Source organism: Rhodococcus cercidiphylli, from assembly GCF_033042225.1.
Lineage (GTDB): Bacteria > Actinomycetota > Actinomycetes > Mycobacteriales > Mycobacteriaceae > Rhodococcoides.
Window position 1 is genome coordinate 1 of sequence record NZ_JAWLKE010000008.1, and the last position, 23432, is coordinate 23432.

Genomic DNA, 23432 nt, shown 5'->3' on the forward strand with positions numbered 1-23432 from the left:
GTGACTGGTACTAATAGGCCGAGGACTTACCACAAAGAAGCTACGCGTCCACTGTGCAATATCTGAAACAACACACGTTTCAGCACAACACAATTGAATGAACCAGTACGTCACCGATCTTGATCAGGTGGCACCGCTGATGTTCCGTGTGACTTTGTTTCGCAGAGTTACGGCGGCCATAGCGGAGGGGAAACGCCCGGTCCCATTCCGAACCCGGAAGCTAAGCCCTCCAGCGCCGATGGTACTGCACTCGACAGGGTGTGGGAGAGTAGGACACCGCCGAACACAACATTCCAGAATGGCCCCCGACCACGGTCGAGGGCCATTCTGCATTTCGAAACCACCCACACCACAAACTATCCACGAGCATCCGACGAACGCGCGCACCCGCCACGATCCGGGCCTGACCTCGGCGGGCGGACAGACCACGCGACCGCGGACTGTGCACACGGGCGCAGACGCGCGCGCGTTCGCCGTCCGCGCGCACAATCGCGCCCCGACCAGACACCAATTCCCGCGCACCCGACGAACGCGCGCGCACTCGCGACGAACCGGGCCTGGACCCGGGTGGCCGGCTCGCACGCTGACGGACCCCCGAGCTGGCCGGCACCCCAGCCGCCCAGCCCCCACCCCCTCCGACACACACACGCGCGCGTTCGCTATCCGCGCGCGGAATCGCGCCCCGACCACTCACCATTCCCCGCGCACCCGACGAACGCGCGCGCATTCGCGACGATCAGGGTTTGGACCCGGGTGCCGGCTCCACACTGTCGCCCCCGAGCTGCCTACGATGGTGGTCCCGGCGCAGACGCGCGCGCATTCGCCATCCGCGCGCACAATCGCGCCCCGACCACTCACCATTTCCCGCGCACCCGACGAACGCGCGCGCATTCGCTCGCCGCCGGGTCCAACATCCTCTCCCCGGCGAGGCTTTGTGGGTGTCGACGAGATTCTGTGGCACAGTCGTTGTCGATGAAACTCCCCGTCGAACAGCGCCGTGTCAGCAGAGTTCTGCTCGATTTCGATCTGAGTATCGAGTTCGACAACGGTGCCAGCATTGCCTTCAGTGAGGTAGTGATCGATGGCCTCACTGTCGATGAAGACAATCAGTTCGAGGGTCTACGAGCTTTCGCAACACTGCACGGTCTTGTATGCGAGGACGCAGACTACGACGAATCCGGTGTTCTCCGTCTGACGTTCGAGGGCAGGCAAAGGGTGGTGGCCGCCCCGCGAGACGAAGTCGAATCCTGGGAGTACACCGCGGTGGACGGTTCGACCGTGTTGTGTGGACCGGGAGGGGCCGTCGAATCGTGGCCCGCACCCGAGCACCCGAAGGCGGAGACCCCGACCGTCGAAAGGCTTCCTTCGATCGGTGCCTCTGTGGTCCGACTCTCGACCGGCGACGATCCTGCCGTCGAATTCTCCGACGGCACGAAGCTGTTGTTCGACCTCGCGCTCGACGCCGGGTATCTCGTACTGCGGGAGAGTGTGACGTCGAGCTCCCACTCGGACGGTGCTGCCACAGAGGGAGATTGGGTCGTCGAACTATCCTCGGGGCACGTTATCTTCTACCGGCCGCGCACGGTGTAGGGCTTGCCGAACTGAGTTTCTACACCGGGGGAGTACAGCACCGAGTCGGGTGGCCGGGTACTGACATCGGGTAGGCCTGCCGCAGCGACGAGCTCGTCGGAGCAGTGGGTGAGTTGAGCATCGACCAGCTGCCAGTGTCGGTGCACGTTCGGTACGTAGAGCAATCGCCCTGCCAACGATGTGTGCAAGCCCCATCGCGCGGTGAGGAAGACCGCGAGTGCGTCCTCGGACATATCGCGAGTTCCTCGGACGATTCCGAAGTCCGTTGTGGCACCGCGACGCGGGGGAGCGAGTCTCCGACTTCGATAGCCGATTGTCGTCGTGTCGTCGTCTATGTCGATCGACGACCAGCGATAGGGAATGCGAGCGGCGTTGGTGCCCAGAACGACTGCGAGTCTGGATGCCTCGAGGGATCGGAACACGACGCCGCGTCGACCTTCCGCGTCGATCGAGTACAGGCGCACGTTGATCTCACCGAACGTGCCGAAGTACGGAACGGGGTGACGGTAACCGAGGCCGGCACCGACCATGTGGAAGCCGATCAGCCCGACCCACGACGAGCCGTCGAATTCGTCGGGCGTGCATCCGCGAGGCAACAGCGGGGCGACGGCCGAACTCGGAACTCGCCAATGCAGAAAGACGAGCCGTTCCCAGCGCTGATCCATCAGGATCGGACGAGGCAGCAGCGGCGGCCGCGGCCAGAGGCGTCGGGCATCGTCTCGATTCATGATTCGAGCCTAGGCGCGACGCGTCAGGAGGCCGTGAACCGGGCGTGCACGCTCGCTGAGATCGTGATGTTCTCGGGTTTGAGTGCGAATCCGGCAGGGGACGACTGCGCGGCGAACATGCGCGCGGAGGGCTCCGCTGCACCATGTTCGGCGGTCCCAGGAAGCAGGCCCGGGTCGGCTATCGCGACAGCGTGCACGCCCGTACGGCCCAGGCTCGATGCGTAGGCCTCGGCCTTGGAGACGGCGTCGCGCACAGCGAGTTCTCGGACCGCGAGAGTACGAGCGGTTCTGCTGGATTCGGTGAGGTCCCAGTCGAAGTGGTCGATCGACACGCCCTCCAGTGCAGAGGCTGCGTAGACGAACGCGTCCACCAGATCGAGTTGGCTGAACTGCACCTCCACCGACGCCTCGGCTTGGTAGACGTAAGGGAGTTGTTCTCCGTCGTTGTTGAACGGGCGGTGGCGCGAGTGGCGCACCTGGTCCACCGACCAACGATCGATCGGTCCGCCGTCGCTGTTGTAGAGCGGCTCGACCAGTCTGGTGAGCTCCCGGACGAGTTGCTGAGCGGGTTCGGACGCGGACTCCGCCGTGCGGCCGTCGGTGCGAACGGTGAGCGAGAGTGTGCACTGTTCGGGCGGGTAGGTCGCTGCGCCGTGACCGACGACGGTGATGTCGAGTGCTTCAGGGCTCATGGCGTCCAGTCTGGCATTCACCCGCCGATATTCACCGAACCTCAACAGTGCTGGCCGACGCGTCAGGTGGGGAGGACAATTGCGAGCATGCTTCCCGTTCTCGATCTCGGTATGGCCGACGACGACCCCCGCACGTTCGAGCTGTCGCTGCGCGAAGCAGCTCACGGGCACGGATTCTTCTATCTTGTCGGACACGGGATCGAGAACGAACGAATGCACGAGGTGCTGCGTCTCGCGCGTGAGTTCTTCGCTGTGTCGGACGATGTCAAGGACGAGATGAGTCAGCTGAAGAGCCCGCACTTTCGTGGCTACTCGCGGGTGGGTGGCGAGCTGACCAACGGCCGGGTGGATTGGCGGGAGCAGATCGACATCGGGCCCGAACGTCCGGCGATCGAGGGTGCGGCGGGCTACTGGAATCTTCAGGGCCCCAATCTCTGGCCTTCGCAGCCCGCAGGATTCAGAGAGACGTTCGAGCGGTGGGAACGGACGGTGTCGGGTCTCGGACTCCGGCTGCTTCGGCATTGGGCACATTCCCTGGGGGCGCCCGAGAACGTGTTCGACGACGCTTTCGCCACCGCGCCCGCGACACTGATGAAGGTCGTGCGTTACCCGGGCACTCCCGATCATTCGCAGGGCGTCGGTGCGCACAAAGACTCCGGGGTGTTGACGCTGCTGCTCGTCGAGCCGGACTCGACCGGGCTGCAGGTGGAGACGACACCCGACACATGGATCGATGTGCCGCCACTGGACGGGGCGTTCATCGTCAACATCGGCGAGCTGTTGGAAGTGGCGACCGGCGGCTATCTACGGGCGACGCGGCATCGGGTGGTCGCGCCCGGGCCCGGCACCGATCGAGTCTCCGTGCCACACTTCCTGAGCCCCGCCCTCGATGCCGTCGTACCTGTCATCGAACTGCCACCGGAGTTGGCGCTGCATTCACGAGGCGTCGAGAACGATCCCGACAACCCCATCTACCGCACCTACGGCGAAAACGCGTGGAAGTCTCGAACACGAGCGCACCCTGACGTGGCGCAGTTGCACCACGGCATTGCTCCAGCAGAGCAACGGTCGACCTACTGACTCCTGCTGCGTACATCTCGTGACTGTCGGTACTGCGCCCATGCCCCGGTGCACCACAGTGCCCAGAGGATCAGCAGGGGCTGGAACAGCAATCGGATTCCTCGCGCAGTGTCGGAGTCGAGGCCGAACGCATCGGTGTGCGTGAGGAACTGTGAGATGTTGCCGGGGAAGACCGCGACGAAGAACGCTGCGACCACCCAACCCACGAGCGGCGCGCGAGCCGTCCAGAACAGCAGTGCCAAGCCGAGCACGATCTCCACGACGCCCGATGCCAGTACGACGAAGTCGGTGCTCAGCGGCACCCACTCGGGAACCTGCGCTGCGAACGTCTCGCGCGCCCAGAAGAGATGACTGAGGCCGGCGAAGACTAGGAACGCTCCCAGTACTACTCGCCCGATGGTGCGAGATATCGATTTCGTCATGGCGTCATGAGACACCACGGGCAGACTGAGCACTATGACCGGGAGTACACCGACCGACTCAGCGCGGCACCGATGGGTACTGCACGTCGACCTCGATCAGTTCATCGCTGCCGTGGAAGTGCTCCGCAATCCGGATCTGGCGGGCAAGGCAGTGGTGGTCGGCGGCAGGGGAGATCCCACCGAGCGTGGGGTGGTCTCGACCGCCTCCTACGAGGCGCGTGCGAAGGGCGTCGGATCCGGAATGCCACTGCGCGTCGCCGCGAAGAAGATTCCCGACGCCGTCTTCCTCCCCGTGGACAAGCCGGCGTACGACGAGGCGTCGGCGATGGTGATGGACACTCTGCGGACGTTGGGATTCGTCGTCGAGGTGATCGGTTGGGACGAGGCTTTTCTCGGTGTCGAGACCGATGACCCCGAGGGGGTAGCGAAGACAGTGCACGACGCTGTCTTCGACGCGACGGGGTTGCATTGCTCGGTCGGTATCGGGGACAACAAGTTACGAGCCAAGATCGCCACCGATTTCGACAAGCCGCAGGGCGTCTACCGGCTCACACAGGACAACTGGTTCGAGGTGATGGGCGATCGCAGTACCGATGCGTTGTGGGGGATCGGCAAGAAGATCTCGAAGAGGCTGGCCGCCCTCGGCATCTCGACAGTCCGAGAACTTGCCGATGCCGAGGACGCGGACCTCGCCGCCGCGTTCGGGCCGAAGATCGGTCCGTGGCTCGGTACGAAAGGACGAGGCATCGACCTCGCACCGGTGACGTCCGAGCCGTGGGTTGCACGGTCGCACAGTCATGAGATCACGTTCCAGACCAACGTCGCCGACTGGGCGGTCATCCGAGACGAGGTGGCCGGTTTGACGTCGAAGGTGTTGGCCGACATCGAGGCCGAGAACCGGCCGGCAGTTCGAGCTGCACTGAAGATTCGCTACGCGCCGTTCGAGACGCATACCGTCAGCGCACCGATCGTCGGCGCGCCGACCTTCGATCCGGAGATTCTGACCTCTGCTGCGGTGGCGCTCGTCGATCGCCTCGACCACACGAGAGAGGTTCGATTGATCGGCGTCCGGCTGGAAATGATTCCGCCGCAACCTCTCTGACTACTTGCGGCCCGCCGCCCAGCGCAGTCCCCAGCCGTACTTCTTGTCGAGATCGGCCTGGCTCCCCTGGATGTACTCGACCTCGCGGGTGACGGTAATGCCCGCAGAGGTGTTCTCCAACAACGCGATCGAGCAGATTCGCGCGGAGTTCTCGGCAGAGTCGAGGCGTACCTCTACCTGCGGTCCGCTGGTGGGGTAGAGCGTCACCACTCCGTCCACTGCGGCCCAGTTCGGTGCGCCGTCGTAGATCATCGCGAAGATCAGGATTCGAGCGAACTTCTCGGGATGGGCAAGGTTGATGTGCATGTTCTCGCCGCCGCTGACCGAACCGGAGCGATCGTCACCGTCGAGCGCGATGAACGGGGCATCCTGCAGTGAACCGAAGCTGTTTCCGAGTGCCTGGACGACGCCTTTGGAACCGTCGCGCAGTTCGTAGAGGCAGCCGAGGTCGAGATCGACACCGCCGGAGCCGTACGACGCCGCGGCCAGCTTGGCCAGGAAGCCCTTCTTCTTCGGCTGTGCCGCGGGTGCGCCGGTCGACCAATTAAGGTTCACCCGCATCGAACCCTGCTTCTCACCGGACTTGGTGAGGCTGATCGTCGGTGACGCCTTGGACAGCGTCACTTTGCTCAGGCTGACGGGAGCTCCGCTTTGCTGCGCTGGGTTCTGCCCGGTCGAGGGCTTGCGGGTGTAGTCGATGGCCATGGTTGTGCCTTCCGGAACGGTCGGTTACCGGATCGAGGTGTCCGGTTTGGGCGGTGTGTCGACAATAACTGCCCGCCCGATCACCTCGATGATCGCACCGCTGCGTACGAGACGTTGCTACGGCCGTGGCACGTTGCGCAGATTCGACTTGGCCATCCGGACTGCCTCGCCGACGCCACCGTTGAGCACGACCTTGCTCATCGCGAGCGCGAATCCCTTGATCTGCTCCCCGGTGATGGTCGGGGGCACCGACAGCGCCATCGGGTCGGTGATCAGCTGAACCAGCGCCGGACCGTCGACCGCAAAAGCGGTTTCGAGTGCGCTGCGAATGTCACCGGGCTGTTCGACGCGTTGTGCGTGGATGCCGGCGGCGGCAGCGATGCCGGTGTAATCGACCTGCGGCACGTCGACGCCGAAGTCGGGCAGACCGTCGACGAGCATCTCGGCCTTGACCATGCCGAGCGTGGAATTGTCGAACAGCACGATCTTGACGGGCAGCTTGTACATCGCGACGGTCAGGAGTTCGGAGAGCAGCATCGAGAACCCGCCGTCGCCGGAGATGGAGACGACCTGGCGGCCCGGGTTGGCGAACTGCGCGCCGATAGCGTGCGGCAAGGCATTGGCCATGGAACCGTGCAGCATCGACGCGACGAAGGCCCTTCTGCCGGTGGGGTTGATGTAGCGCGCGGTCCACACGTTGCACATGCCGGTGTCCGTGGTGAACACCGCGTCGTCGGCAGCGAGGTCGTCGAGCACCGACGCGGCGTATTCGGGGTGGATGGGAACGAGCTTCTCGGCGTTGCGGGTGTATGCGCCGATCGTCTTGCCCATGAGGTCGTTGTGCTTGTCCACCCACTTCTCCACGTACCGGCGGTCGGTCTTGCGAGTGACCAACGGCTGCAACGCATTCAACGTCGCGAGAACATCACCGTGAATCGGGTACTGCACCGAGGTTCGGCGTCCGAGCTTCGTCGGATCGATATCTATCTGTGCGGTGGTGACGTCCTCCGGCAGGAACTGCTGGTACGGAAAATCGGTGCCGAGCAGGATGAGCAGGTCTGCGTCGTGGATACCCGCATGGGCTGCACCGTACCCGAGCAAGCCCGTCATTCCGACGTCGTACGGGTTGTCGTACTGGATGAACTCCTTGCCGCGCAACGAATGTCCGACGGGAGCGCCGATCGTGTCGGCGAACGCGACCACTTCGTCGTGGGCACCCTTGACGCCGTAGCCTGCAAAGATGGCAACCTTTTCGGCGTTGTTGATGGCGTCGGCCAGCTTCTGGATGTCCGCCGCAGGCGGTGTGACGACCGGTGTGGACGGAACGGCAATGGGATCCATCGTGCCGGACGCCGACAGCTCGGCGATGTCTCCGGGGAGTGTCACGACCGACACCCCGCCGCCGGTGATGGAGGCGTTGATCGCCGCGCGGAACACCCGGGGAGCCTGGTCGGCAGTGGAGACGAATTCGTTGTAGAGCGAGCATTCACCGAAGAGGCGGTCGGGGTGCGTTTCCTGGAAGTAGCCCGAGCCGATCTCGCTGCTGGGAATGTGCGACGCGATCGCCAGAACCGGTGCGCCGGAACGGTGTGCGTCGTATAGGCCGTTGATCAGATGCAGGTTCCCGGGCCCGCAGGAGCCGGCGCAGACGGCCAACGTGCCGGTGGTCTGCGCGTCGGCCGAAGCAGCGAACGCCGCTGCCTCCTCGTGTCGGACATGAATCCAGTCCATACCACCCTTGGCCGATCCGCCGGTGCGGCGCACCGCGTCGACCACAGGATTGAGACTGTCGCCGACGATGCCGTAGATGCGCTGAACGCCGGCGTCGACGAGTCCTCGAACGAGTTGGTCGGCCACTGTGGTGGGCATGTCACTGTCTCCTCAAAATTCGGTGACGCACCGATGTGCCTCGGCTGCGTCTTCTCGATGCCTTCCCTGGACCGAGGGTCTGCCAAACATGGAAGTGCACGTCGGTGGGGGCCGTCACGAGGAAAGCGCTGGTCGAGCCCCGTGGCGATCTCCGTCACGTCGCACTACGCCCACCGATGACTGCAGTTACCCGCGGACCGGCGAGAACTGTGTCGGTGCAGTTCGCCCCGGGACCGTGGAGTCGCGGACGACCAGCGTCGGTGTGAGTGCCACCGAGGACACCGGCAGCCCGTGGGTGACGGCCAGCAGCATTTCGGCTGCGCGTGTGCCGATTTCGCGGTGCGGACTGTGAATTGTCGTCAAGGGCACCGTCAGTTCGCTGCAGATCGAGATGTCGTTGTACCCGACGACGGCAATGTCGCGTCCCGGCTGCAACTGCGCTTCGCGCAGGACACCGAGGACTCCGATGGCGCTGAAGTCGTTGGTCGCGAAGATCGCGGTCGGAGGTGTCGGTAACGCCAGAAGTGCTGTGGCCCCACGTCTCCCGGCCTCGGGATCGAAGCCTTCCTCCCTCACGTACTCGTCCGGAACGTCGATGCCTGCATCGCGGAGGGCAGCTCGGCAGCCCTCCGATCGGTCGATTCCGGTGCTGGCCCACGCCGGTCCGGATACGATCCCCACTCGGGTGTGGCCGAGCCTGGCCAAGTGCTCACCGGCGAGGTAACCGCCCCGATGGTCGTCGCACGTCACCGAGGTCATCCCCGGGTATCTACGGCTGATGAGCACGAACTTGATTCCTCGGCGGTGGAGGTCCTCGAGGTTCTCGCTGTCGAGGCGAGCGTCACCGAAGATGAGGCCGTCGACGTTGCGGCCGAGCAACAGATCGATGCGTCGACGCTGCTGAATCGGATCGTCGTGGGTGTTGGCGACGAAGGTCTCGTACCCGGCACGGTTCGCTGTTTCCTCGATGGCGTCGTACATCGCCGAGAGCACCACGTCGGTCAATCGCGGGACGAGTACTCCGAACGCCGTGGACTTCTTGGTGGTCAAGCTCGCCGCGTTGGGGTTGGGGACGTACTCCATCTCGCGGGCCAGCTCGAACAATCGCAGATCTCCGGCGCTGGCACCGGCCGGGTCGAGCGCGACGCGTCGTAGAGCACGGGAAACGGTCGAGACATGCACTCCCGCAGCAGCTGCGACCGTTTTGAGCGTGACGCTTCCCGACGTAGTGCTGTCCACTGGCGGTTCCCCTCGATCCTCCGTCGGCGCTGCCCCGACCCCTGATGACCCCTAAGCTAGCACCGTGCGCAATCGTTTGCGCAACAAGTTGCTCTCGAGGAACGGACATTCGATGACAGGTTTGGGTGGTCTCAATCCATCGCCGACGTCGCTCACGCTCGGCCTGGTTCAACAGCAGGTTCCGCTGATCACCAGCATGGCCGACGTGGATGCGACGACCGACCGCGTGTGCAGGCAGTTGCGTGAGGCGAAGGCTGGATTCTCGGCCCTGGATCTCGTGGTGTTCCCGGAGTATTCGCTGCACGGCTTACGCAAGTCCTCGTGGGCATCCGACGAGGTGATGTGCGATATGGACGGTCCGCAGGTGGAGCGACTGCGCGCCGCGTGCCGCGAGTCGAAGGTGTGGGGGTGTTTCAGCATCATGGAACGCAACCCGGGCGGGGCGCCGTTCAACTCCGGAATCATCGTCGACGACCGAGGCGACGTAGCCCTGTACGTCCGCAAACTCCATCCCTGGACGCCCAAGGAGCCCTGGGAGCCAGGCGATATGGGTCTGCCGGTCTGCCCGGGGCCCAAGGGTTCCGTTCTGTCGTTGTTGATCTGTCATGACGGGATGTTCCCCGAAGTCGCCAGGGAGGCGAGCTACCGCGGTGCGAACGTGCTGCTGCGTACGGCCGGGTACAAGTTTCCGCTGCGGCAGTCCTGGCGTATCACCAACGAGGCCAATGCCTTTCACAATTTGGCGTACACGGCATCGGTGTGTCTGGCGGGGGAGGACGGCAACGGCATCCCGTCGATGGGCGAGGCGATGGTGTGCGACTACGAAGGAACCATCGTCGAGCGCGGCGATTCGACACCCGATCGAGTGGTGACCGTGTCGATCGAACCGGCCAGGGCCGATGCGGCACGTCGGGAGTGGGGAGTGGAGAACAATATCTATCAACTGGGGCATCGCGGGTTCACTGCCCTGGCCGGTGGCGCGCAGGACTGCCCGTACACCTACGTTCGCGACCTGGCCGACGGAACCTATCGACTGCCGTGGGAGGACGAGGTGCGCATCGTCGACGGGACGTCGGAGGGGTACGGGCCCCCGCGTAGACCCGACAGTGCAACCGATTCGGCGCGGGCCGGTCTGCGCGGCGAGTAAGGCGGAGGTTACGCGGCCGGTGCCCGTGTAACGGTGCCATTAATTGGTTCCGGATTTGTCGCTCAAAGCTCGACATCGATCTCGAAACCCCTCTATCGTCAGTGCAACGCAATCGGTTGCACGACCGTTTGCACAGCAAGCGAAAGAAGGCTCGTTTCGATGACTTCCCAGGTAGGCGACTCTCTGGAGCTCACGGATCGCACCCGCCACGACATCGATTCGATGTCTTCGGGGGATGTGTACAAACTGCTGTCCTGCGCGGTGCAACCTCGTCCGATCGCGTGGATCTCGACCGTCTCCGGCGACGGCGTTCGCAACCTGGCACCGTTCAGCTTCTTCAACGTCGCCTCGCGCAATCCGGCGACGCTGATGATCTCCATCGGCGAGCGCATCGGGTCCCCCGGAGAGCTCAAGGACACGTTGGTCAACATTCGCGACACCGGCGAATTCGTCGTCAACATTCCGTCCGCCGACACCGTGGATGCGGTGACCGCGAGTTTCGCCACCGTCGATGCGGAGATCGACGAGTTCGAGCTCTCGCAGATGACCGCGGTGCCGTCGGTGTCGGTCTCGGCTCCGTCGGTCCTCGAATCCCTGGTCTCGCTCGAATGCCGAACGTTGCAGGAAATTGCGCTCGGCTCGGACACCCTGGTACTCGGGACCGTGACGACGGTGACCAGCAGGCCCGGGTTGCTCACCACCGACCTGCATGTCGACACACTCCAACACCGATTCCTCGGCAGGTTGGCCGGCCCGTTCTACACCACCGACATGAACCGGGTGGCGCAATGACCACGTCGGCCCGCCTGCGCGGCGTCGACACCCAGCCGGTGGTCGACACGTTCGATATCGCTGTGGTGCAGACCGGTTCGCGGACCGGTGCCTGGCAGCAGAACATCGATGCAGTGGCCGCAGAAGTGCGTACGCTCGCCGCCGCCGGGTCCAAGCTGATCGTCCTACCCGAATTGTTCGCCAGCGGTTACGATCTCGACGACCTCGATTCGATGGCCGAGTCGGTACCCGGTCGTACATCGATCGCGCTCGGTGAGCTCGCTGCCGATACCGACACGGTTCTGGTGACGGCCATCGTGTTTCGTGACTCCGCAGGAGTCGTCTTCGACAGCTCGCTCGTCGTGGGTCCGGACGGCCTGCTGGCTGTGGGACACAAGCGTTTTCTCTGGGACCGAGAGAAATCGGTGTTCACTCCTGGCGCGGAGAGCGGACTGCTGGTCAGCACTCCGTTCGGCACCATCGGCGTCGTGATCTGCTACGAGGCAGGCTTTCCCGAGACGGTCCGCGATCTGGTCCAGCGAGGAGCCGATGTCATCGCCGTGCCGTCCGCATTCGGGCACGTTCGCCTGCACGTGTGGAAGCTACTCACCCGGTCCCGTGCACTCGAGAACGGCGTCGTAGTCGCGGCCGCCGGACTCACCGGACAGGCCGGCGACGGCCCACGGTTCGCGGGCCACAGCGTCATCGTCGGACCGCAGGGGCGCACCATCGTCGAGATGGACGAGGGCGTCGGATCGGTATCGGCCACAGTGACTCGACGCGAGATGCTCGACGCACGCGACGAAGTGCCCTATCTGAAAGACCTTGCCCTACTGGGCGGTATCACCGAGACACGGACGACCGAGAACGATCACGAGAGGAACCGAGATGTTCGATCTGCGATCAGCTGATCTGTTGCGCGCATTCACCCGTCAGCTCGAGCTGTGCAAAGTTCAGCCCGGAGAGCAGGTGGTGATTCTCGCGGAACCGTCGAGCCGCGGTGATTACATCTCGGCTGCCTTCGGTGCGGCCCAGAGCCTGGGTGCCCAGGTGCTCGCGGCAACGGTCCCCGGCGGTAGTCCGGCGCCGATGCCGAGCACCCACACCGGGGCAGGCCCCGGCCTGGTGTCGGTCATGAACAGTTCGGTGGCTCAGGACATGCTCAAGGGCGCGGACCTCGTGGTCGACCTCACCAGTGAAGGCTTCATCCACGCGCCCATCCAGCAGGAGATCCTGGCCGCCGGAACGCGCATCATCTTCGTCTGCGACGCCCCGGACGTGTTGATCCGCAACATGCCCCAGGACGGCGACAAGGAGCGAGTACAGGCCGGTGTCGACCTGATCCGCAACGGTTCGACCATGCGCATCACCAACGAGGCCGGCACCGATCTCACCGTGCAACTGAGCAATTCGCAGCCCGAGTTCCAGGTGGGCTTCGCCGACGACAAGGGCCGCTGGGATCATTGGCCGTCGACGATGGTGCTGTGCTGGCCGGAGATCTCCAACGGAAAGATCGTGCTGTCCGAGGGCGACATCTTGTTGCCGTTCAAGGAGTACGTCCGAGACGAGACGACGCTGACGGTCACCAACGGTCACATCGACGAGGTCACCGGCGGCGGCGAGGCGGCGCTGCTCAACATGTTCTTCGCCGACTCCAACGACAAGTGGGCGCGCTACCTGTCCCACATGGGCTGGGGACTGATGAAGACCGGCGACTGGTTCGCGGCCGCGATGTACGGCAAGGACGACATCATGGGCATGGACGCCCGCGCGTTCGCCGGCAGCTTCCTGTGGTCCACCGGCCCACACCCCGTACTCGGCCGAGACTCCTACGCACACCTCGACATCGGAATGCGCGCCTGCACCGTGTCCATCGACGGCATCGATGTCGTCACCGAGGGTCGATTGGTGGAGAGCTGACATGGCACCGATCGAAGTAGTGATCGCAGGCGGTGGCCTGGGCGGTCTGACCGCGGCGCTCTCGCTGCGGCACAGAGGAATTCAGGTGACGGTACTCGAGGCCGCTGCCGAGCTGGGCGAGGTGGGCGCGGGAATTCAGACCGCTCCCAACGCCAGCCGTATCCTCATCGCCCTCGGGATGCGCGAGAAGCTCGAAGCGATCAAGACCGAGCCGATGGATCAGGTGCGAAGGCGCTGGGAGAACGGCAAGGTCATCGCGCTCACCGCGCTCGGCGAGTACTGCAAGAAGACGTTCAACGCCCCGTACTGGCACTATCACCGCGCAGACCTGCACTCTGCCATCCACGCGCAGTGTCTCGACCCCGACGGCCCGGGCCCGATGGTGGTGTTCGAGACCGACGCGAAGGTCGTCGAGGTCGATCGAAAGAATCCGACGCGGCCTGTCGCGGTCACCGGAACCGGTAAGCGCTACGAATCGGACCTGCTCATCGGAGCCGACGGAATTCGCTCGACGGTGCGCGATCTCATCGGTCTACCCGATACGCTCGTGTTTTCCGGCGAAATGGCCTATCGCGCACTCATTCCGGGTGATCGCATCGTCAAGGATCCGGCCACTCGCTGGCTCGTCGACCGATACCAGAGCACCATCTGGTACGGACCGGACCGGCACCTGGTGCACTACATGATCCGTAACGGCGAATACCTCAATGTCGTTGCGCTGGCTCCGTGTACCGACGAGGTCCGCGACGGTGGACCACGGCTCGTCGGGCCCGAGGAACTGATGGGGACATTCCCGGATTGGGACGATCGCGCCCACGCGATGCTCTCCAAAGCCGACGAGAACGTGCTGTGCCAGGCGCTCTACTACCGCAGGCCCGACCCACGGTGGACCGACGGCCGCGTTGCGCTGCTGGGCGATGCCTGTCATGCCATGCTGCCGTATCAGGCGCAGGGGGCCTCGCAGGCCATGGAAGACGCGGCAGTGCTGGCCGAGGAGCTCGCGAAGGTCACCCCGAGCGGGATCGACGAGGCGTTGGCGCGCTACGTGTTTCGGCGGGCCAGGCACGCGCGGATGGTGCAGGACGCGAGCCTGCAGAACAAGACTTTTTATCACATACCCGATGGACCCGAGCAGCAGAAGCGGGACGCGACACTGGCGTCGTTCGATGGGGAATCCGACATCTCGTACGACTGGCTGTGGAGCGGTACCCCGCTCGACGACAGCGACGACGAGAAATTCCATTACTCGTTCGTCCGATGACGACCTCGGACCACAACACCGCGCCGGAGGCTGCGATGAAGACTGGTGATCAGGTAGTACAGGAACTCCCCTGGAAATGGGGTGTGCAGGGCAAGATCTTCATCATCGGTGGGCTGGGCTACATGTTCGACGCCTGGGACGTGGCACTGAACGGATTCTTGACCCCGCTGCTCGGAAGCTACTGGGACCTGTCCCAAGCCGAGCGCGGTCTGGTCGCCACCGGCAACCTGATCGGCATGGCCGTCGGGGCCGTCGTGTGGGGCACGATCGCCGACCGAGTCGGACGGAAACGCGCTTTCTCGTTGACGCTGTTGATCTTTGCGCTGTTCTCGGTCCTCGGAGCGTTCGCGCCGAGCTTCGAGATCTTCATCATTCTGCGGTTCCTCGCCGGGTTCGGTCTCGGTGGCTGCATACCGGTGGACTACGCGTTGGTCAGCGAATTCTCACCGCGTCGCATTCGCGGCAAGATTCTCTCCGCCATGGATGTCTGGTGGCCGATCGGTGCCACCATCTGCGGCGTCGTCGCCACGCTGCTCGTCCCGATCGACGGCGACGTTCGCTGGCGCTACATGCTGCTGTTCATGGTTCTGCCTGCGCTGCTGCTGTTCTGGGTTCGACGCGGTATCCCCGAGTCACCGATCTACCTCGCCAAGGTCGGCCGTGAGGTCGAGGCCCGCGCCGTCATCGACGACATGGTGACCCGTACCGGATCCGAGGCAGTCGAGTACGTCATCGTTGCCGATACCGCGCCGAAGGGGCCGGGCGGTATGAAAGCTGCACTGACGCAGCTGAAGTCGGTGTGGCGCTACAGCCCGCGCATCACCGCCGCAGCCTGGATGCTGTTCGTGTCCATCATGCTGCTCTACTACGCAGCGCTGAGCTGGATGCCGTCCATCCTCCGCGCCGAGGGCTACGGAGAGTTCGCAGCCTTCGCCGGTACGACGCTCATGACCGGAGTCGGCATCGTCGGTGTGCTCACGTCCGCATTCATCGTGGAGATCTTCGGACGCAAGTGGGTCATCGGACTGTCCGGCCCGATCGCGGGTAGCGCGCTGGTCATGTTCGCCGTCATGCTCGACATCCAGTCGGCTGCGCTGATCTGGCTCGGCATCTTCGGATTCGTCATTCAGCTGACCATCCCGGTCCTGTACTGCTACGTCTCGGAGTTGTACCCCACCAACATCCGCGCCTCGGGATTCGGCTACGCGTCCTCGGTCAGCCGGGTCGCAACCGGCTTCGCGCCGCTGTTGTTCGGCTCCGTCATGTGGCCGATCCTCGGTCTGCCGTTGACCTTCGGCATCGTCACCGCGTTCGTGTTGTTCGCAGTGATCTGGATGGCGTACTTCGCACCCGAGACCAAGGGACGCGAACTCGACACCCTCGTCGACGAACCCACCGAGGTAGTCGCAGGCGAGGCTCGGGTCTGATGAAGCCCGCACAGTTCGACTACCACCGGGCGCGCGATGTCTCGGGTGCAGTGCGGCTGCTGTCCGAGCTGGGCGAGGACGCGAAAATCATCGCCGGAGGCCAGTCCCTGGTCGCCATGATGAACTTCCGCCTCGCCCGGCCCGGGCACCTGGTCGACGTGGGTGGGTTGAACACTCTGCAGTACATCCGCCGAGAATCCGACGGCTTGCACATCGGAGCGCTCACCACCCACCACGACGTCGAATGCGGCGACGTGGGAACGGATTTCGGTGTCCTTCGCGAGGCCATGCGGTGGGTGGGGCACTACCCGATCCGTACCCGCGGGACCGTCGGGGGCAGCATCGCCCATGCGGACGCCACCGCGGAATGGTGCTTGTTGGCCATCCTGCTCGACGCCCGCATCGTCGTCGAGAGCGTGCGGGGGCGGCGAACCGTCGAGGCGGACTCGTTCTTCTTCGGGTACTACTCCACCGATCTCGCGTTCGACGAGATGATCGTCGAGATCGTGTTCCCGAACCCGGCACCGCACGCTGCGGTCACCGAATACGCCGAGCGGCAGGGAGATTTCGCGATCGTCGGCGCGGCCGTGTCCCTCGATCTCGACGGCGTGGCCGTGGTCGGCGGGCGGGTTGCCCTCGCGGGAGTGGGAGCAACTCCCGTGCGATCGCCGGCTGGGGAAGCCGTCCTGGCCGCAGGCGGGACCTTCGCAGACTGTGCGAACGCCGCAGCCGAATCACTGGAACTGGAGGACGAGGGCATGGTCACCGCCGAGTACCGCCGCACCCTGGTGCGCACGTTGGTCGCCGAAGCGTGCAGCGACGCACTGGTATCTCAGGGGGTGCCCACATGAGCGTCGATCAGGTTCTCACGCCGAAATTCGTCGGAACCTCGGTCGCACGCCGCGAGGATCCGCGGTTGCTCACCGGCCGAGGTAGATTCGTCGACGACATCGCGATGCCGGGGATGTTGCACGCTCAGTTCGTCCGCAGCACCGTCGCGGCCGGATCGATCACCGGTCTCGACGTCGGTGATGTCGCCGGAGTCGAAGGGGTGCGCGGCGTCTTCACCGCGGCGGACCTGGACCTGCAGCCGATCCGCGCCGAATTGTCGCGTCCGCTCAGCGAATTCGTGCCCACCGACATGCCCGTGCTGGCGCACGACATGGTGCGCTACGTCGGTGAGCCGCTGGCCATCGTCGTCGCCGCCGATGCCTACAGCGTCGAGGACGGGCTCGAAGCGGCACGAGTCTCGTACCGGACCGTCACCGCCGTCACCTCCGCAGACCAGGCCATGTCCGAGGGCGTGCCGCTGGTTCACGATTCGGTTCCGAACAACACCGTCGTGGACGTGCAGATGTTCGCCACCGACGGCATCGACGACATCTTCGACAACGCGCACACCGTGGTGTCGGTGCAATCCAGAACCGGCCGCCAGAACGCGCTTCCACTCGAGACCCGTGGATGCATCGCGTACTGGGACGACCGCGACGAGCAGTTGATCATCTACATCTGTACGCAGGTGCCACACCAGGTTCGGACGGTCACCGCGCTCTGCCTCGGGCTCGACGAGCGCCAGGTGCGCGTCGTGGTTCCCGACATGGGCGGTGGGTTCGGGCAGAAGTGCGTCGTCGGTCGCGAGGAGATCGCCGTCGCCGCAGCAGCGTTGAAGTTCCGCCGTCCCATCAAATGGATCGAGGACCGCAAGGACGCACTGACGGCGTCGTTCCTGGCGCGCGAACAGCAGTACGACGTGCGGGCAGCGTTCGATTCCGAGGGGCACATTCTCGGCCTCGACGCAGATGTCGTGTGCGACATGGGTGCGTACTCGTGCTACCCCTTCACCGCGGGCATCGAGCCGCTCATGGCTTCGGCCGAAATGCCGGGGGTGTACCAGGTTCCGGCGTACCGGGTTCGAGGACGCTCGGTGTTCAGCAACAAGGCACCGACCGCGCCGTACCGCGGCGTGTCCCGGCCGCAGTACGTCATGGTGATGGAGCGACTCTTCGAGCGAGCAGCTCGCGAACTGCAGCTCGATGCGGTGGAGATCAGGCGACGCAACGTCATCACCGCTTTCCCGTACACGGGCGTCAACAACATCACCTACGACCCGGGCTCGTACCTCGAGGCGCTGAACCTGTGCGAGCAGACCCTCCGTGACGGCGGTTGGCACGACCTCCAGGACCGGGCAACCGCCGAAGGCCGGCACATCGGCATCGGATACTCGTGCTTCAGCGAGCGAACCGGCTACGGCAGCAGCGCATTCGCGGCGCGCAAGATGAACGTGGTGCCCGGGTTCGACATTTCGGAGGTCAGGATGGACACCTCCGGCACGGTCGTCGTGACCACCGGAACGATGAGCCACGGGCAGAGCCACGAGACCACGATGGCGCAGATCGTCGCCGATCGCCTCGGCATCGGCGTCGAACAGGTCAAGATCGTGCAGGGCGACACCGATCGGATCACCTACGGCTTCGGCTCGTTCGCCTCTCGCTCCATCACCATCGGCGGCAGTGCGGTGGCGTTGGCGTCGAACAAGCTGGGAGACAAACTCTGTGAGATCGCAGCGCACCTGCTGGAGACTCGCGACGACAACGTCCAGTTGGCATCGGGGCGCGTACGTCAGCGCGACGACCACTCGAAGTACGTCACCTACCGGGACATCGCCGACGTCGCGTATCTGAAGGCGCAACTGCTGCCGAAGGGCGTGGAACCCGGATTGTCCGCGACGGCAAGCTTCGACGTGTTCAACGACGGCACCTTCTCCAACGCCACCCACGGCGTTGTGGTCGAGTTGCACGAGGGCACCGGACGAGTGGAGATCCTGAAGTACGTGTGCGTCGAGGACTGCGGCGTCGCGATCAACCCCAAGATCGTCGAGGGCCAGTGCCGGGGTGGGATCGCCCAGGGCATCGCCGGGGCGTTGTTCGAGCAGGTGTCGTACGACGATCACGGAAATCCACTGTGTGCCAGCTTCATCGACTACAAGGTGCCGACTGCCTGCGAGATCCCGGACATCGAGATTCACCACCTCGAAACTCCCTGCCTGTTCACCGAATCCGGAGCCAAGGGAGCCGGTGAGGGCGGAACGATCGGTGCACCCGCCGCTGTGCTCAACGCCGTCAACGACGGATTGCGCTCCACCGGAGTCGAACTGAACGACACACCGATCACCCCCGTGGCAGTACAGGCAGCACTGGCGAAGGGCAGGCCATGAGCAACAAGCAACTGATCGAACTGAACGTCAACGGCACCGTCCGTGAGGTGATCACCGAACCACGCCGCACCCTGGTCGACGTACTGCGGCACGATCTGCAGCTCACCGGAACCCATGTCGGCTGCGAACACGGCGTGTGCGGAGCTTGCACCGTGCTGATCGACGGCAAGCCGGCTCGCGCGTGCCTGACATTCGCAGCGCAGGTGGAGAACTCGGCCATCGAGACCGTCGAATCACTTGGCATCGACGGTGAATTGAACGACCTGCAGCAGGCCTTCGCGGATCACCACGGCCTGCAGTGCGGGTTCTGCACACCGGGATTTCTGATGCTGGCCGAGGGCTACCTGGCCGACAACCCCGATGCCACCAAGGAACAGATCCGCGAGGTGGTGGCGTCGAACTACTGCCGCTGTACCGGGTACCAGACCATCGTCGAGGCCATCGACTCGTGCGCCGAGCAGCGCCGCTGCGCCGGCTGTGTGAACGGAGTTCCCAAGTGATACTGACCAATACACTCGATATCGACGCGTCCGCCGAGGACGTGTTCCGGCTGATCAACGACGTCGAGAAGGTCGCGACCTGCGTACCGGGGGCGGCCATCACCGGTAAGGACGGCGAGACCTACCTCGGCGGAGTGAAGGTCAAAGTGGGCCCGATCAGTGCGTCGTACGCCGGCACGATCAGGTTCCTCGAGGTCGACGCGGAGACCCGCACGCTCACACTCGAAGCGAAGGGGGCGGACTCGCACGGCAACGGCGACGCCGAGGCCCAGGTCGATCTGGCGGTCGAGGCGATCGGCGACCGTTCGCGGTTGACCCTGAACACCGACCTGGTGATCAGCGGAAAGATCGTCTCGTTCGGCAAGGGCGCGATCGTGGCGGTGTCGAACAAGGTGCTGCAACAGTTCGCCGTCAATCTCGGTGCGCTGCTGAGCGGTTCGGCTCCGGCCGAGCCGACCGCACCGGCAGGTGTGAGAACTGCTGTTGCGAGTCCGGTCGGCGGCGAACTGAACGCGATGAGCCTGATGCCCGAACCGGTGCGCAAGTACGGACCGATCGCGGGCATCTTCCTCGCGGGAATGGTCGAGGGCTGGCTGGTGTCCAGGGCCTTCGGACGCCGATAGTTCAGCTGCGTACCGCGTACGAGATTCTGTCGACGACCATCGCAACGGCACTCGGAACCGGCTCGATGACGTCCACGTCGGTGCGCAGCGCCAGCCGCCGGGCCGAGTCGCTCAACGGTCCGCCGCCGATGACGACCGCGCTCGCTCCGGCGGCGACTGCTGCATCGACCGCTGCTCCCAGTTCGACAATGCTCGATGCGAGGTCCTCGGCCAGGACCAACGGTGCTGACGCGGTGAGGAACACACCCGCGAAATCGCCGTCGGGCACGGTGGCACGGGTCAGTGCATCGAGTTGGGCGGCGAGATCGGCTGTGGTGGTGGCGATCGCGAAGCGCCGACCACCTCGTGCAGCGTGAAGGATTCCTGCCTCGCCGATCCCGACGACCGGAATGTCGACGAGGGTTCGGAGTTCGGCGGCACCGGGATCACCGAACGCGCCGACGATCACCGCTGCCGGGCCATGGTGCTCGATCGCGTCGAGAGCCGCGGTTACGACATCCGGTCCGGCAGCACGCAACTGTTCGGTGCCGGTGATCATCGCCGGTCCGGTACCCGCGGTGACCCCGACGACGGTGAATTCTGTGTCGTGGAGCCAACGCCGCGCGACGTCGACGAGCAGCTGCGTCGTTGCAGTGTTCGAGTTGGGGTTGATCACGAGAATCTTCACTGCTCAGCCATCTTCCGGCATGGGTTGTCCGAAGGTCTCTTTCGGGAACTGCACGGCAATTCCGCACACGATGAAGAGGCCGGCCAGCATCGCGAACATGGCACCCACGCCGGACGAGTCCAGTACGGCTCCGGCGATGAGCGGGAACAGTCCGCCGGAGAGGGAGCCCAACGCCAGGATCACCGAGGTCGCGAGGCCACGGATTCGTGTGGGGTACTGCTCGGGTGCGAACAGCCAGATCGTCGTGTTGAGGATGATGACCGAGAAGTTGAACAGGGCACCGAAGAACAGTACGAGCCCGATGGACGTTGCGAAGAAGCCGAATCCGAGCCCGGCGACGATACCGAGCACAGCGCCACCGGTCAGCGTCACCTTGCGGGGGAGTTTGCGAGCGATGAGTGCGGCGGTCAGCGCGCCGATCAACGACCCGGACTGCATCACGAGGGTGTACCAGAGCGCACTCGAGATCGACATTCCCCGCTCGGTCAGGATGACTGGGATCAGCGTGAGCATCGAGATCTGTGCTGCGTAGGACATGCAGACGGCAATGCCGAGGGCGAGAGTGCTTCTGCGGTAACGCTGCCCGAACATCTCCGTCCACCGTGCGCGCGGTGCGGCGTGATCATCGACCGTGGTGTCGACGTTCAAGTACTGAACCTCGGAGTCGAGGGTGCCGCGAAGCTTGCCCTGTGCCAGGCGGTTGATGACGGTGTTGGCCTCGGCCACCCGGCCTGTCGCCGCGAGGAAGCGAGGTGTTTCCGGAAGCGAGCGTCGATAGAACACGACCGCGAGTGCGGGTAGCACCAGCAGACCGAACAGCCAACGCCAGCGGTCGTCACCGGTGAAGATCGCGAAGACGATGACCCCGAACAGAGGGGCGAGCATGTTGCCCAGACCTGCGGCCGCGACGTTGATCATGCCGACCGCAGTACCGCGATGCTTGGCGGAGAAGAACTCGGAGAGCATGATCACCGCTACGGCGATCTCACCGCCGAGTCCGAGCCCGACCAGGAATCGAGCGCCCACCAGCACCTCGTAGTTGGGTGCGAATGCGCACAGTAGCGAGCCGAATGCGAAGACGAGGAGGTTTGCACCGAGGAGGGTTCGACGACCGAATCGGTCCATCACGGCTCCGGCCAGGATGCGCCCGAGTGCGACGGCGGTGAACGTCGCGGTGTTCAGCAGTCCGATCTCGGTTCCGCCGAGGCCCCAGGATTCACGCAGGAGCGGTCCGGTGATGCCGACGGCATTCTGTTCGATGGCATCGAAGAACACACCGAACAGGACCATGGCGACGATGCCGAAGTGCGCTGTGGTGAGGCCGATCTTCGAGTACGACGCCTCGATCTGTTCACTGAGGCTGCCGGCCTCGGGCGGTGGGTCGATCGGTGACGGCTTCTCGTTCCTGGTCGGGACGCTCATCCCAGTGCCTCTCGCTAAGTGGTATACCAACAACGGAGAATTTACGGAGCATTGGGCCGCGAATGGTTTCTCGGCGGTAACGCTTGTGTTTCCAGGTCCTCTCACCTGGCTCTTGCTGTCTAGCTCTTCGTTGGACAAAGCTTGCCGATGACGCTGGCGGATGCGCGGTATACCTACAGTTCGCTGGTATACAAGCATCATGGCATCCACGGAAGGTCGCGAATCGCTGTCGCGATCGGTGTTCGACGCGATCAGAACACGCATCCTCGACGGCCGCCTCCGGCCTGGTGAAACGCTGAGCGAGCGCAATCTGGGAACCGAGTTGCAAGTGTCGAGGGTCCCGATTCGCGAGGCGCTTCCGTTGCTCGAAGCAGCAGGGTTGGTGACGCTGTCGCCGCGACGCCCTGCCGTGGTGACAGGAGTGACCAGAAGTTCCGTCGACGAGTTGTACGACATCAGGTCCGCGCTCGAGCCGCTCGTTGCTCGCCGGGCAGCGTCCGCTGTGGCGGCGGGCGCGGACTCGTCGTCGTTGGTCGACGCCGTGTCCCGTGCAGGTGCAGCCCTCGAACGGGGTGATCTGCTCGAATTCCATCACGCGAGCTCGGGGGTGCACTCGGGGATCGAGGCATTGTCGGCCAACCGGCTGTTCCCGGTCATCATGGAACCGTTGCGCGAGCGCAGCAATCGACTCAACATGGCCAATCTCGAACGGGATCCGTCGCTACGACACGGGGAGCATGTCTCCCTCGTCGACGCCATCGCCAAGGGGGACACGGAATTGGCTGCCGCTGTTGCGTTCGCGCACGTGGAATGGGGTCGAGCGCGAACGTTCGAGACTCTGGCGCAAGTTCCGGGCTACGACCCACAGCACTGAGCCGAGTCCGCCGTACTCACCGCGCCGCAGGCAGTCCTGCCGCGGTAGGTCCGATGGGCGGTGACTGGGCGATGACCGGGCGGTGCTCATCACCGTGATGCCCATGAACGTTTCTCGAAGCGGCCGGAGGGAACCGATCGGGGCACACTCGCGTCAAACCCGATGACGCCGATTCACCG

The 23432-nt window shown here is 64.5% G+C and carries 22 protein-coding genes and 1 rRNA gene; 15 read left to right on the forward strand and 8 right to left on the reverse strand.

Features of this window, described 5'->3' with window-relative positions; all coding sequences use genetic code 11:
• The first annotated feature begins 168 nt into the window (after positions 1-168).
• Positions 169-285: ribosomal RNA gene (gene rrf, locus R3P95_RS20285) — 5S ribosomal RNA — on the forward strand.
• A 687-nt stretch (positions 286-972) separates the two neighbouring features.
• Positions 973-1590: a DUF6188 family protein gene (locus R3P95_RS20290; protein ID WP_317549251.1), complete on the forward strand. Its 618-nt coding sequence runs from the start codon at positions 973-975 to the stop codon at positions 1588-1590.
• Here the strand turns inward: R3P95_RS20290 and R3P95_RS20295 are convergent.
• Both R3P95_RS20295 and R3P95_RS20300 read right to left on the reverse strand, forming a co-directional pair.
• A complete protein-coding gene (locus tag R3P95_RS20295) occupies positions 1569-2318 on the reverse strand; it encodes a YqjF family protein (RefSeq protein WP_283347500.1) in 750 nt (249 codons plus the stop codon). The genes R3P95_RS20290 and R3P95_RS20295 overlap by 22 nt on opposite strands.
• A 23-nt stretch (positions 2319-2341) precedes the next feature.
• A complete protein-coding gene (locus tag R3P95_RS20300) occupies positions 2342-3010 on the reverse strand; it encodes an SIMPL domain-containing protein (protein WP_317549252.1) in 669 nt (222 codons plus the stop codon).
• 87 nt (positions 3011-3097) lie between these two features.
• Between R3P95_RS20300 and R3P95_RS20305 the strand changes: the two genes are divergently transcribed.
• Positions 3098-4090, forward strand: coding sequence for an isopenicillin N synthase family dioxygenase (locus tag R3P95_RS20305; protein WP_317549253.1), 993 nt, complete (start codon positions 3098-3100; stop codon positions 4088-4090).
• Here R3P95_RS20305 and R3P95_RS20310 read toward each other — a convergent pair.
• The gene (locus R3P95_RS20310) at positions 4084-4512 is read right to left on the reverse strand and encodes a DoxX family protein (RefSeq protein ID WP_317549254.1); all 429 of its coding nucleotides are present in this window, start codon (positions 4510-4512) and stop codon (positions 4084-4086) included. The genes R3P95_RS20305 and R3P95_RS20310 overlap by 7 nt on opposite strands.
• Before the next feature lie 34 nt (positions 4513-4546).
• On the opposite strand from R3P95_RS20310, the gene R3P95_RS20315 reads away from it, so the two are divergent.
• Positions 4547-5614, forward strand: coding sequence for a DNA polymerase IV (locus R3P95_RS20315; RefSeq protein WP_317533748.1), 1068 nt, complete (start codon positions 4547-4549; stop codon positions 5612-5614).
• Here R3P95_RS20315 and R3P95_RS20320 read toward each other — a convergent pair whose 3' ends face one another.
• The 3 genes from R3P95_RS20320 to R3P95_RS20330 all read right to left on the reverse strand — a co-directional run bounded on the left by R3P95_RS20320 (position 5615) and on the right by R3P95_RS20330 (position 9427).
• Positions 5615-6319, reverse strand: a complete 705-nt coding sequence (locus tag R3P95_RS20320; protein WP_068051137.1) for a TerD family protein — start codon at positions 6317-6319, stop codon at positions 5615-5617. It lies immediately after the preceding gene.
• Between the two features lie 117 nt (positions 6320-6436).
• The gene (locus R3P95_RS20325) at positions 6437-8188 is read right to left on the reverse strand and encodes a pyruvate dehydrogenase (RefSeq protein ID WP_317549255.1); all 1752 of its coding nucleotides are present in this window, start codon (positions 8186-8188) and stop codon (positions 6437-6439) included.
• A gap of 186 nt (positions 8189-8374) precedes the next feature.
• Positions 8375-9427 carry a LacI family DNA-binding transcriptional regulator gene (locus R3P95_RS20330; protein ID WP_094639850.1) on the reverse strand — a complete coding sequence of 351 codons (1053 nt, stop codon included), beginning with the start codon at positions 9425-9427 and terminating at the stop codon, positions 8375-8377.
• Positions 9428-9539: 112 nt separating this feature from the next.
• Here R3P95_RS20330 and R3P95_RS20335 point away from each other — a divergent pair, with 112 nt between their 5' ends.
• The 10 genes from R3P95_RS20335 to R3P95_RS20380 all read left to right on the forward strand — a co-directional run bounded on the left by R3P95_RS20335 (position 9540) and on the right by R3P95_RS20380 (position 20290).
• Positions 9540-10574, forward strand: a complete 1035-nt coding sequence (locus tag R3P95_RS20335; protein WP_317549256.1) for a formamidase — start codon at positions 9540-9542, stop codon at positions 10572-10574.
• Positions 10575-10733: 159 nt separating this feature from the next.
• Positions 10734-11366 carry a flavin reductase family protein gene (locus R3P95_RS20340; RefSeq protein ID WP_317533744.1) on the forward strand — a complete coding sequence of 211 codons (633 nt, stop codon included), beginning with the start codon at positions 10734-10736 and terminating at the stop codon, positions 11364-11366.
• On the forward strand, positions 11363-12256 hold the full coding sequence (locus tag R3P95_RS20345; RefSeq protein ID WP_317533743.1) for a carbon-nitrogen hydrolase family protein: 894 nt from the start codon (positions 11363-11365) through the stop codon (positions 12254-12256). The genes R3P95_RS20340 and R3P95_RS20345 overlap by 4 nt, the downstream gene beginning before the upstream one ends.
• Entirely contained in the window at positions 12234-13265 is a 1032-nt protein-coding gene (locus R3P95_RS20350; RefSeq protein WP_283347516.1) for a hypothetical protein, read from the forward strand. Before R3P95_RS20345 ends, R3P95_RS20350 begins: the two co-directional genes overlap by 23 nt.
• A gap of 1 nt (position 13266) precedes the next feature.
• Positions 13267-14526: an FAD-dependent monooxygenase gene (locus R3P95_RS20355; protein ID WP_068051148.1), complete on the forward strand. Its 1260-nt coding sequence runs from the start codon at positions 13267-13269 to the stop codon at positions 14524-14526.
• Positions 14523-15953: an MFS transporter gene (locus tag R3P95_RS20360; protein WP_317549257.1), complete on the forward strand. Its 1431-nt coding sequence runs from the start codon at positions 14523-14525 to the stop codon at positions 15951-15953. Before R3P95_RS20355 ends, R3P95_RS20360 begins: the two co-directional genes overlap by 4 nt.
• Positions 15953-16804, forward strand: a complete 852-nt coding sequence (locus tag R3P95_RS20365) for an FAD binding domain-containing protein (RefSeq protein WP_317549258.1) — start codon at positions 15953-15955, stop codon at positions 16802-16804. The genes R3P95_RS20360 and R3P95_RS20365 overlap by 1 nt, the downstream gene beginning before the upstream one ends.
• On the forward strand, positions 16801-19167 hold the full coding sequence (locus R3P95_RS20370; protein ID WP_317549259.1) for a xanthine dehydrogenase family protein molybdopterin-binding subunit: 2367 nt from the start codon (positions 16801-16803) through the stop codon (positions 19165-19167). The genes R3P95_RS20365 and R3P95_RS20370 overlap by 4 nt, the downstream gene beginning before the upstream one ends.
• Positions 19164-19667 (forward strand): (2Fe-2S)-binding protein, encoded by a 504-nt coding sequence (locus R3P95_RS20375; protein ID WP_317549260.1) that lies wholly within the window; start codon positions 19164-19166, stop codon positions 19665-19667. The genes R3P95_RS20370 and R3P95_RS20375 overlap by 4 nt, the downstream gene beginning before the upstream one ends.
• A complete protein-coding gene (locus tag R3P95_RS20380; protein WP_317549261.1) occupies positions 19664-20290 on the forward strand; it encodes an SRPBCC family protein in 627 nt (208 codons plus the stop codon). Before R3P95_RS20375 ends, R3P95_RS20380 begins: the two co-directional genes overlap by 4 nt.
• A gap of 1 nt (position 20291) precedes the next feature.
• On the opposite strand, the gene R3P95_RS20385 is transcribed toward R3P95_RS20380, so the two are convergent.
• Together R3P95_RS20385 and R3P95_RS20390 are read right to left on the reverse strand one after the other, a co-directional pair.
• Positions 20292-20957 (reverse strand): aspartate/glutamate racemase family protein, encoded by a 666-nt coding sequence (locus R3P95_RS20385; RefSeq protein WP_317549262.1) that lies wholly within the window; start codon positions 20955-20957, stop codon positions 20292-20294.
• Between the two features lie 3 nt (positions 20958-20960).
• Positions 20961-22379, reverse strand: a complete 1419-nt coding sequence (locus R3P95_RS20390; protein WP_094639858.1) for an MFS transporter — start codon at positions 22377-22379, stop codon at positions 20961-20963.
• A gap of 199 nt (positions 22380-22578) precedes the next feature.
• Between R3P95_RS20390 and R3P95_RS20395 the strand changes: the two genes are divergently transcribed.
• Complete coding sequence (locus tag R3P95_RS20395) at positions 22579-23253, forward strand: GntR family transcriptional regulator (protein ID WP_317549263.1); 675 nt, start codon at positions 22579-22581, stop codon at positions 23251-23253.
• Positions 23254-23432 lie beyond the last annotated feature (179 nt).

Bases quoted from the DNA above. Each gene is read 5' to 3' on its own strand.
- R3P95_RS20290 (WP_317549251.1), top strand. From the start codon at position 973: ATGAAACTCCCCGTCGAACAGCGCCGTGTCAGCAGAGTTCTGCTCGAT.
- R3P95_RS20295 (WP_283347500.1), bottom strand. From the start codon at position 2,318: ATGAATCGAGACGATGCCCGACGCCTCTGGCCGCGGCCGCCGCTGCTG.
- R3P95_RS20300 (WP_317549252.1), bottom strand. From the start codon at position 3,010: ATGAGCCCTGAAGCACTCGACATCACCGTCGTCGGTCACGGCGCAGCG.
- R3P95_RS20305 (WP_317549253.1), top strand. From the start codon at position 3,098: ATGCTTCCCGTTCTCGATCTCGGTATGGCCGACGACGACCCCCGCACG.
- R3P95_RS20310 (WP_317549254.1), bottom strand. From the start codon at position 4,512: ATGACGAAATCGATATCTCGCACCATCGGGCGAGTAGTACTGGGAGCG.
- R3P95_RS20315 (WP_317533748.1), top strand. From the start codon at position 4,547: ATGACCGGGAGTACACCGACCGACTCAGCGCGGCACCGATGGGTACTG.
- R3P95_RS20320 (WP_068051137.1), bottom strand. From the start codon at position 6,319: ATGGCCATCGACTACACCCGCAAGCCCTCGACCGGGCAGAACCCAGCG.
- R3P95_RS20325 (WP_317549255.1), bottom strand. From the start codon at position 8,188: ATGCCCACCACAGTGGCCGACCAACTCGTTCGAGGACTCGTCGACGCC.
- R3P95_RS20335 (WP_317549256.1), top strand. From the start codon at position 9,540: ATGACAGGTTTGGGTGGTCTCAATCCATCGCCGACGTCGCTCACGCTC.
- R3P95_RS20340 (WP_317533744.1), top strand. From the start codon at position 10,734: ATGACTTCCCAGGTAGGCGACTCTCTGGAGCTCACGGATCGCACCCGC.
- R3P95_RS20345 (WP_317533743.1), top strand. From the start codon at position 11,363: ATGACCACGTCGGCCCGCCTGCGCGGCGTCGACACCCAGCCGGTGGTC.
- R3P95_RS20350 (WP_283347516.1), top strand. From the start codon at position 12,234: ATGTTCGATCTGCGATCAGCTGATCTGTTGCGCGCATTCACCCGTCAG.
- R3P95_RS20355 (WP_068051148.1), top strand. From the start codon at position 13,267: ATGGCACCGATCGAAGTAGTGATCGCAGGCGGTGGCCTGGGCGGTCTG.
- R3P95_RS20360 (WP_317549257.1), top strand. From the start codon at position 14,523: ATGACGACCTCGGACCACAACACCGCGCCGGAGGCTGCGATGAAGACT.
- R3P95_RS20365 (WP_317549258.1), top strand. From the start codon at position 15,953: ATGAAGCCCGCACAGTTCGACTACCACCGGGCGCGCGATGTCTCGGGT.
- R3P95_RS20370 (WP_317549259.1), top strand. From the start codon at position 16,801: ATGAGCGTCGATCAGGTTCTCACGCCGAAATTCGTCGGAACCTCGGTC.
- R3P95_RS20375 (WP_317549260.1), top strand. From the start codon at position 19,164: ATGAGCAACAAGCAACTGATCGAACTGAACGTCAACGGCACCGTCCGT.
- R3P95_RS20390 (WP_094639858.1), bottom strand. From the start codon at position 22,379: ATGAGCGTCCCGACCAGGAACGAGAAGCCGTCACCGATCGACCCACCG.
- R3P95_RS20395 (WP_317549263.1), top strand. From the start codon at position 22,579: ATGGCATCCACGGAAGGTCGCGAATCGCTGTCGCGATCGGTGTTCGAC.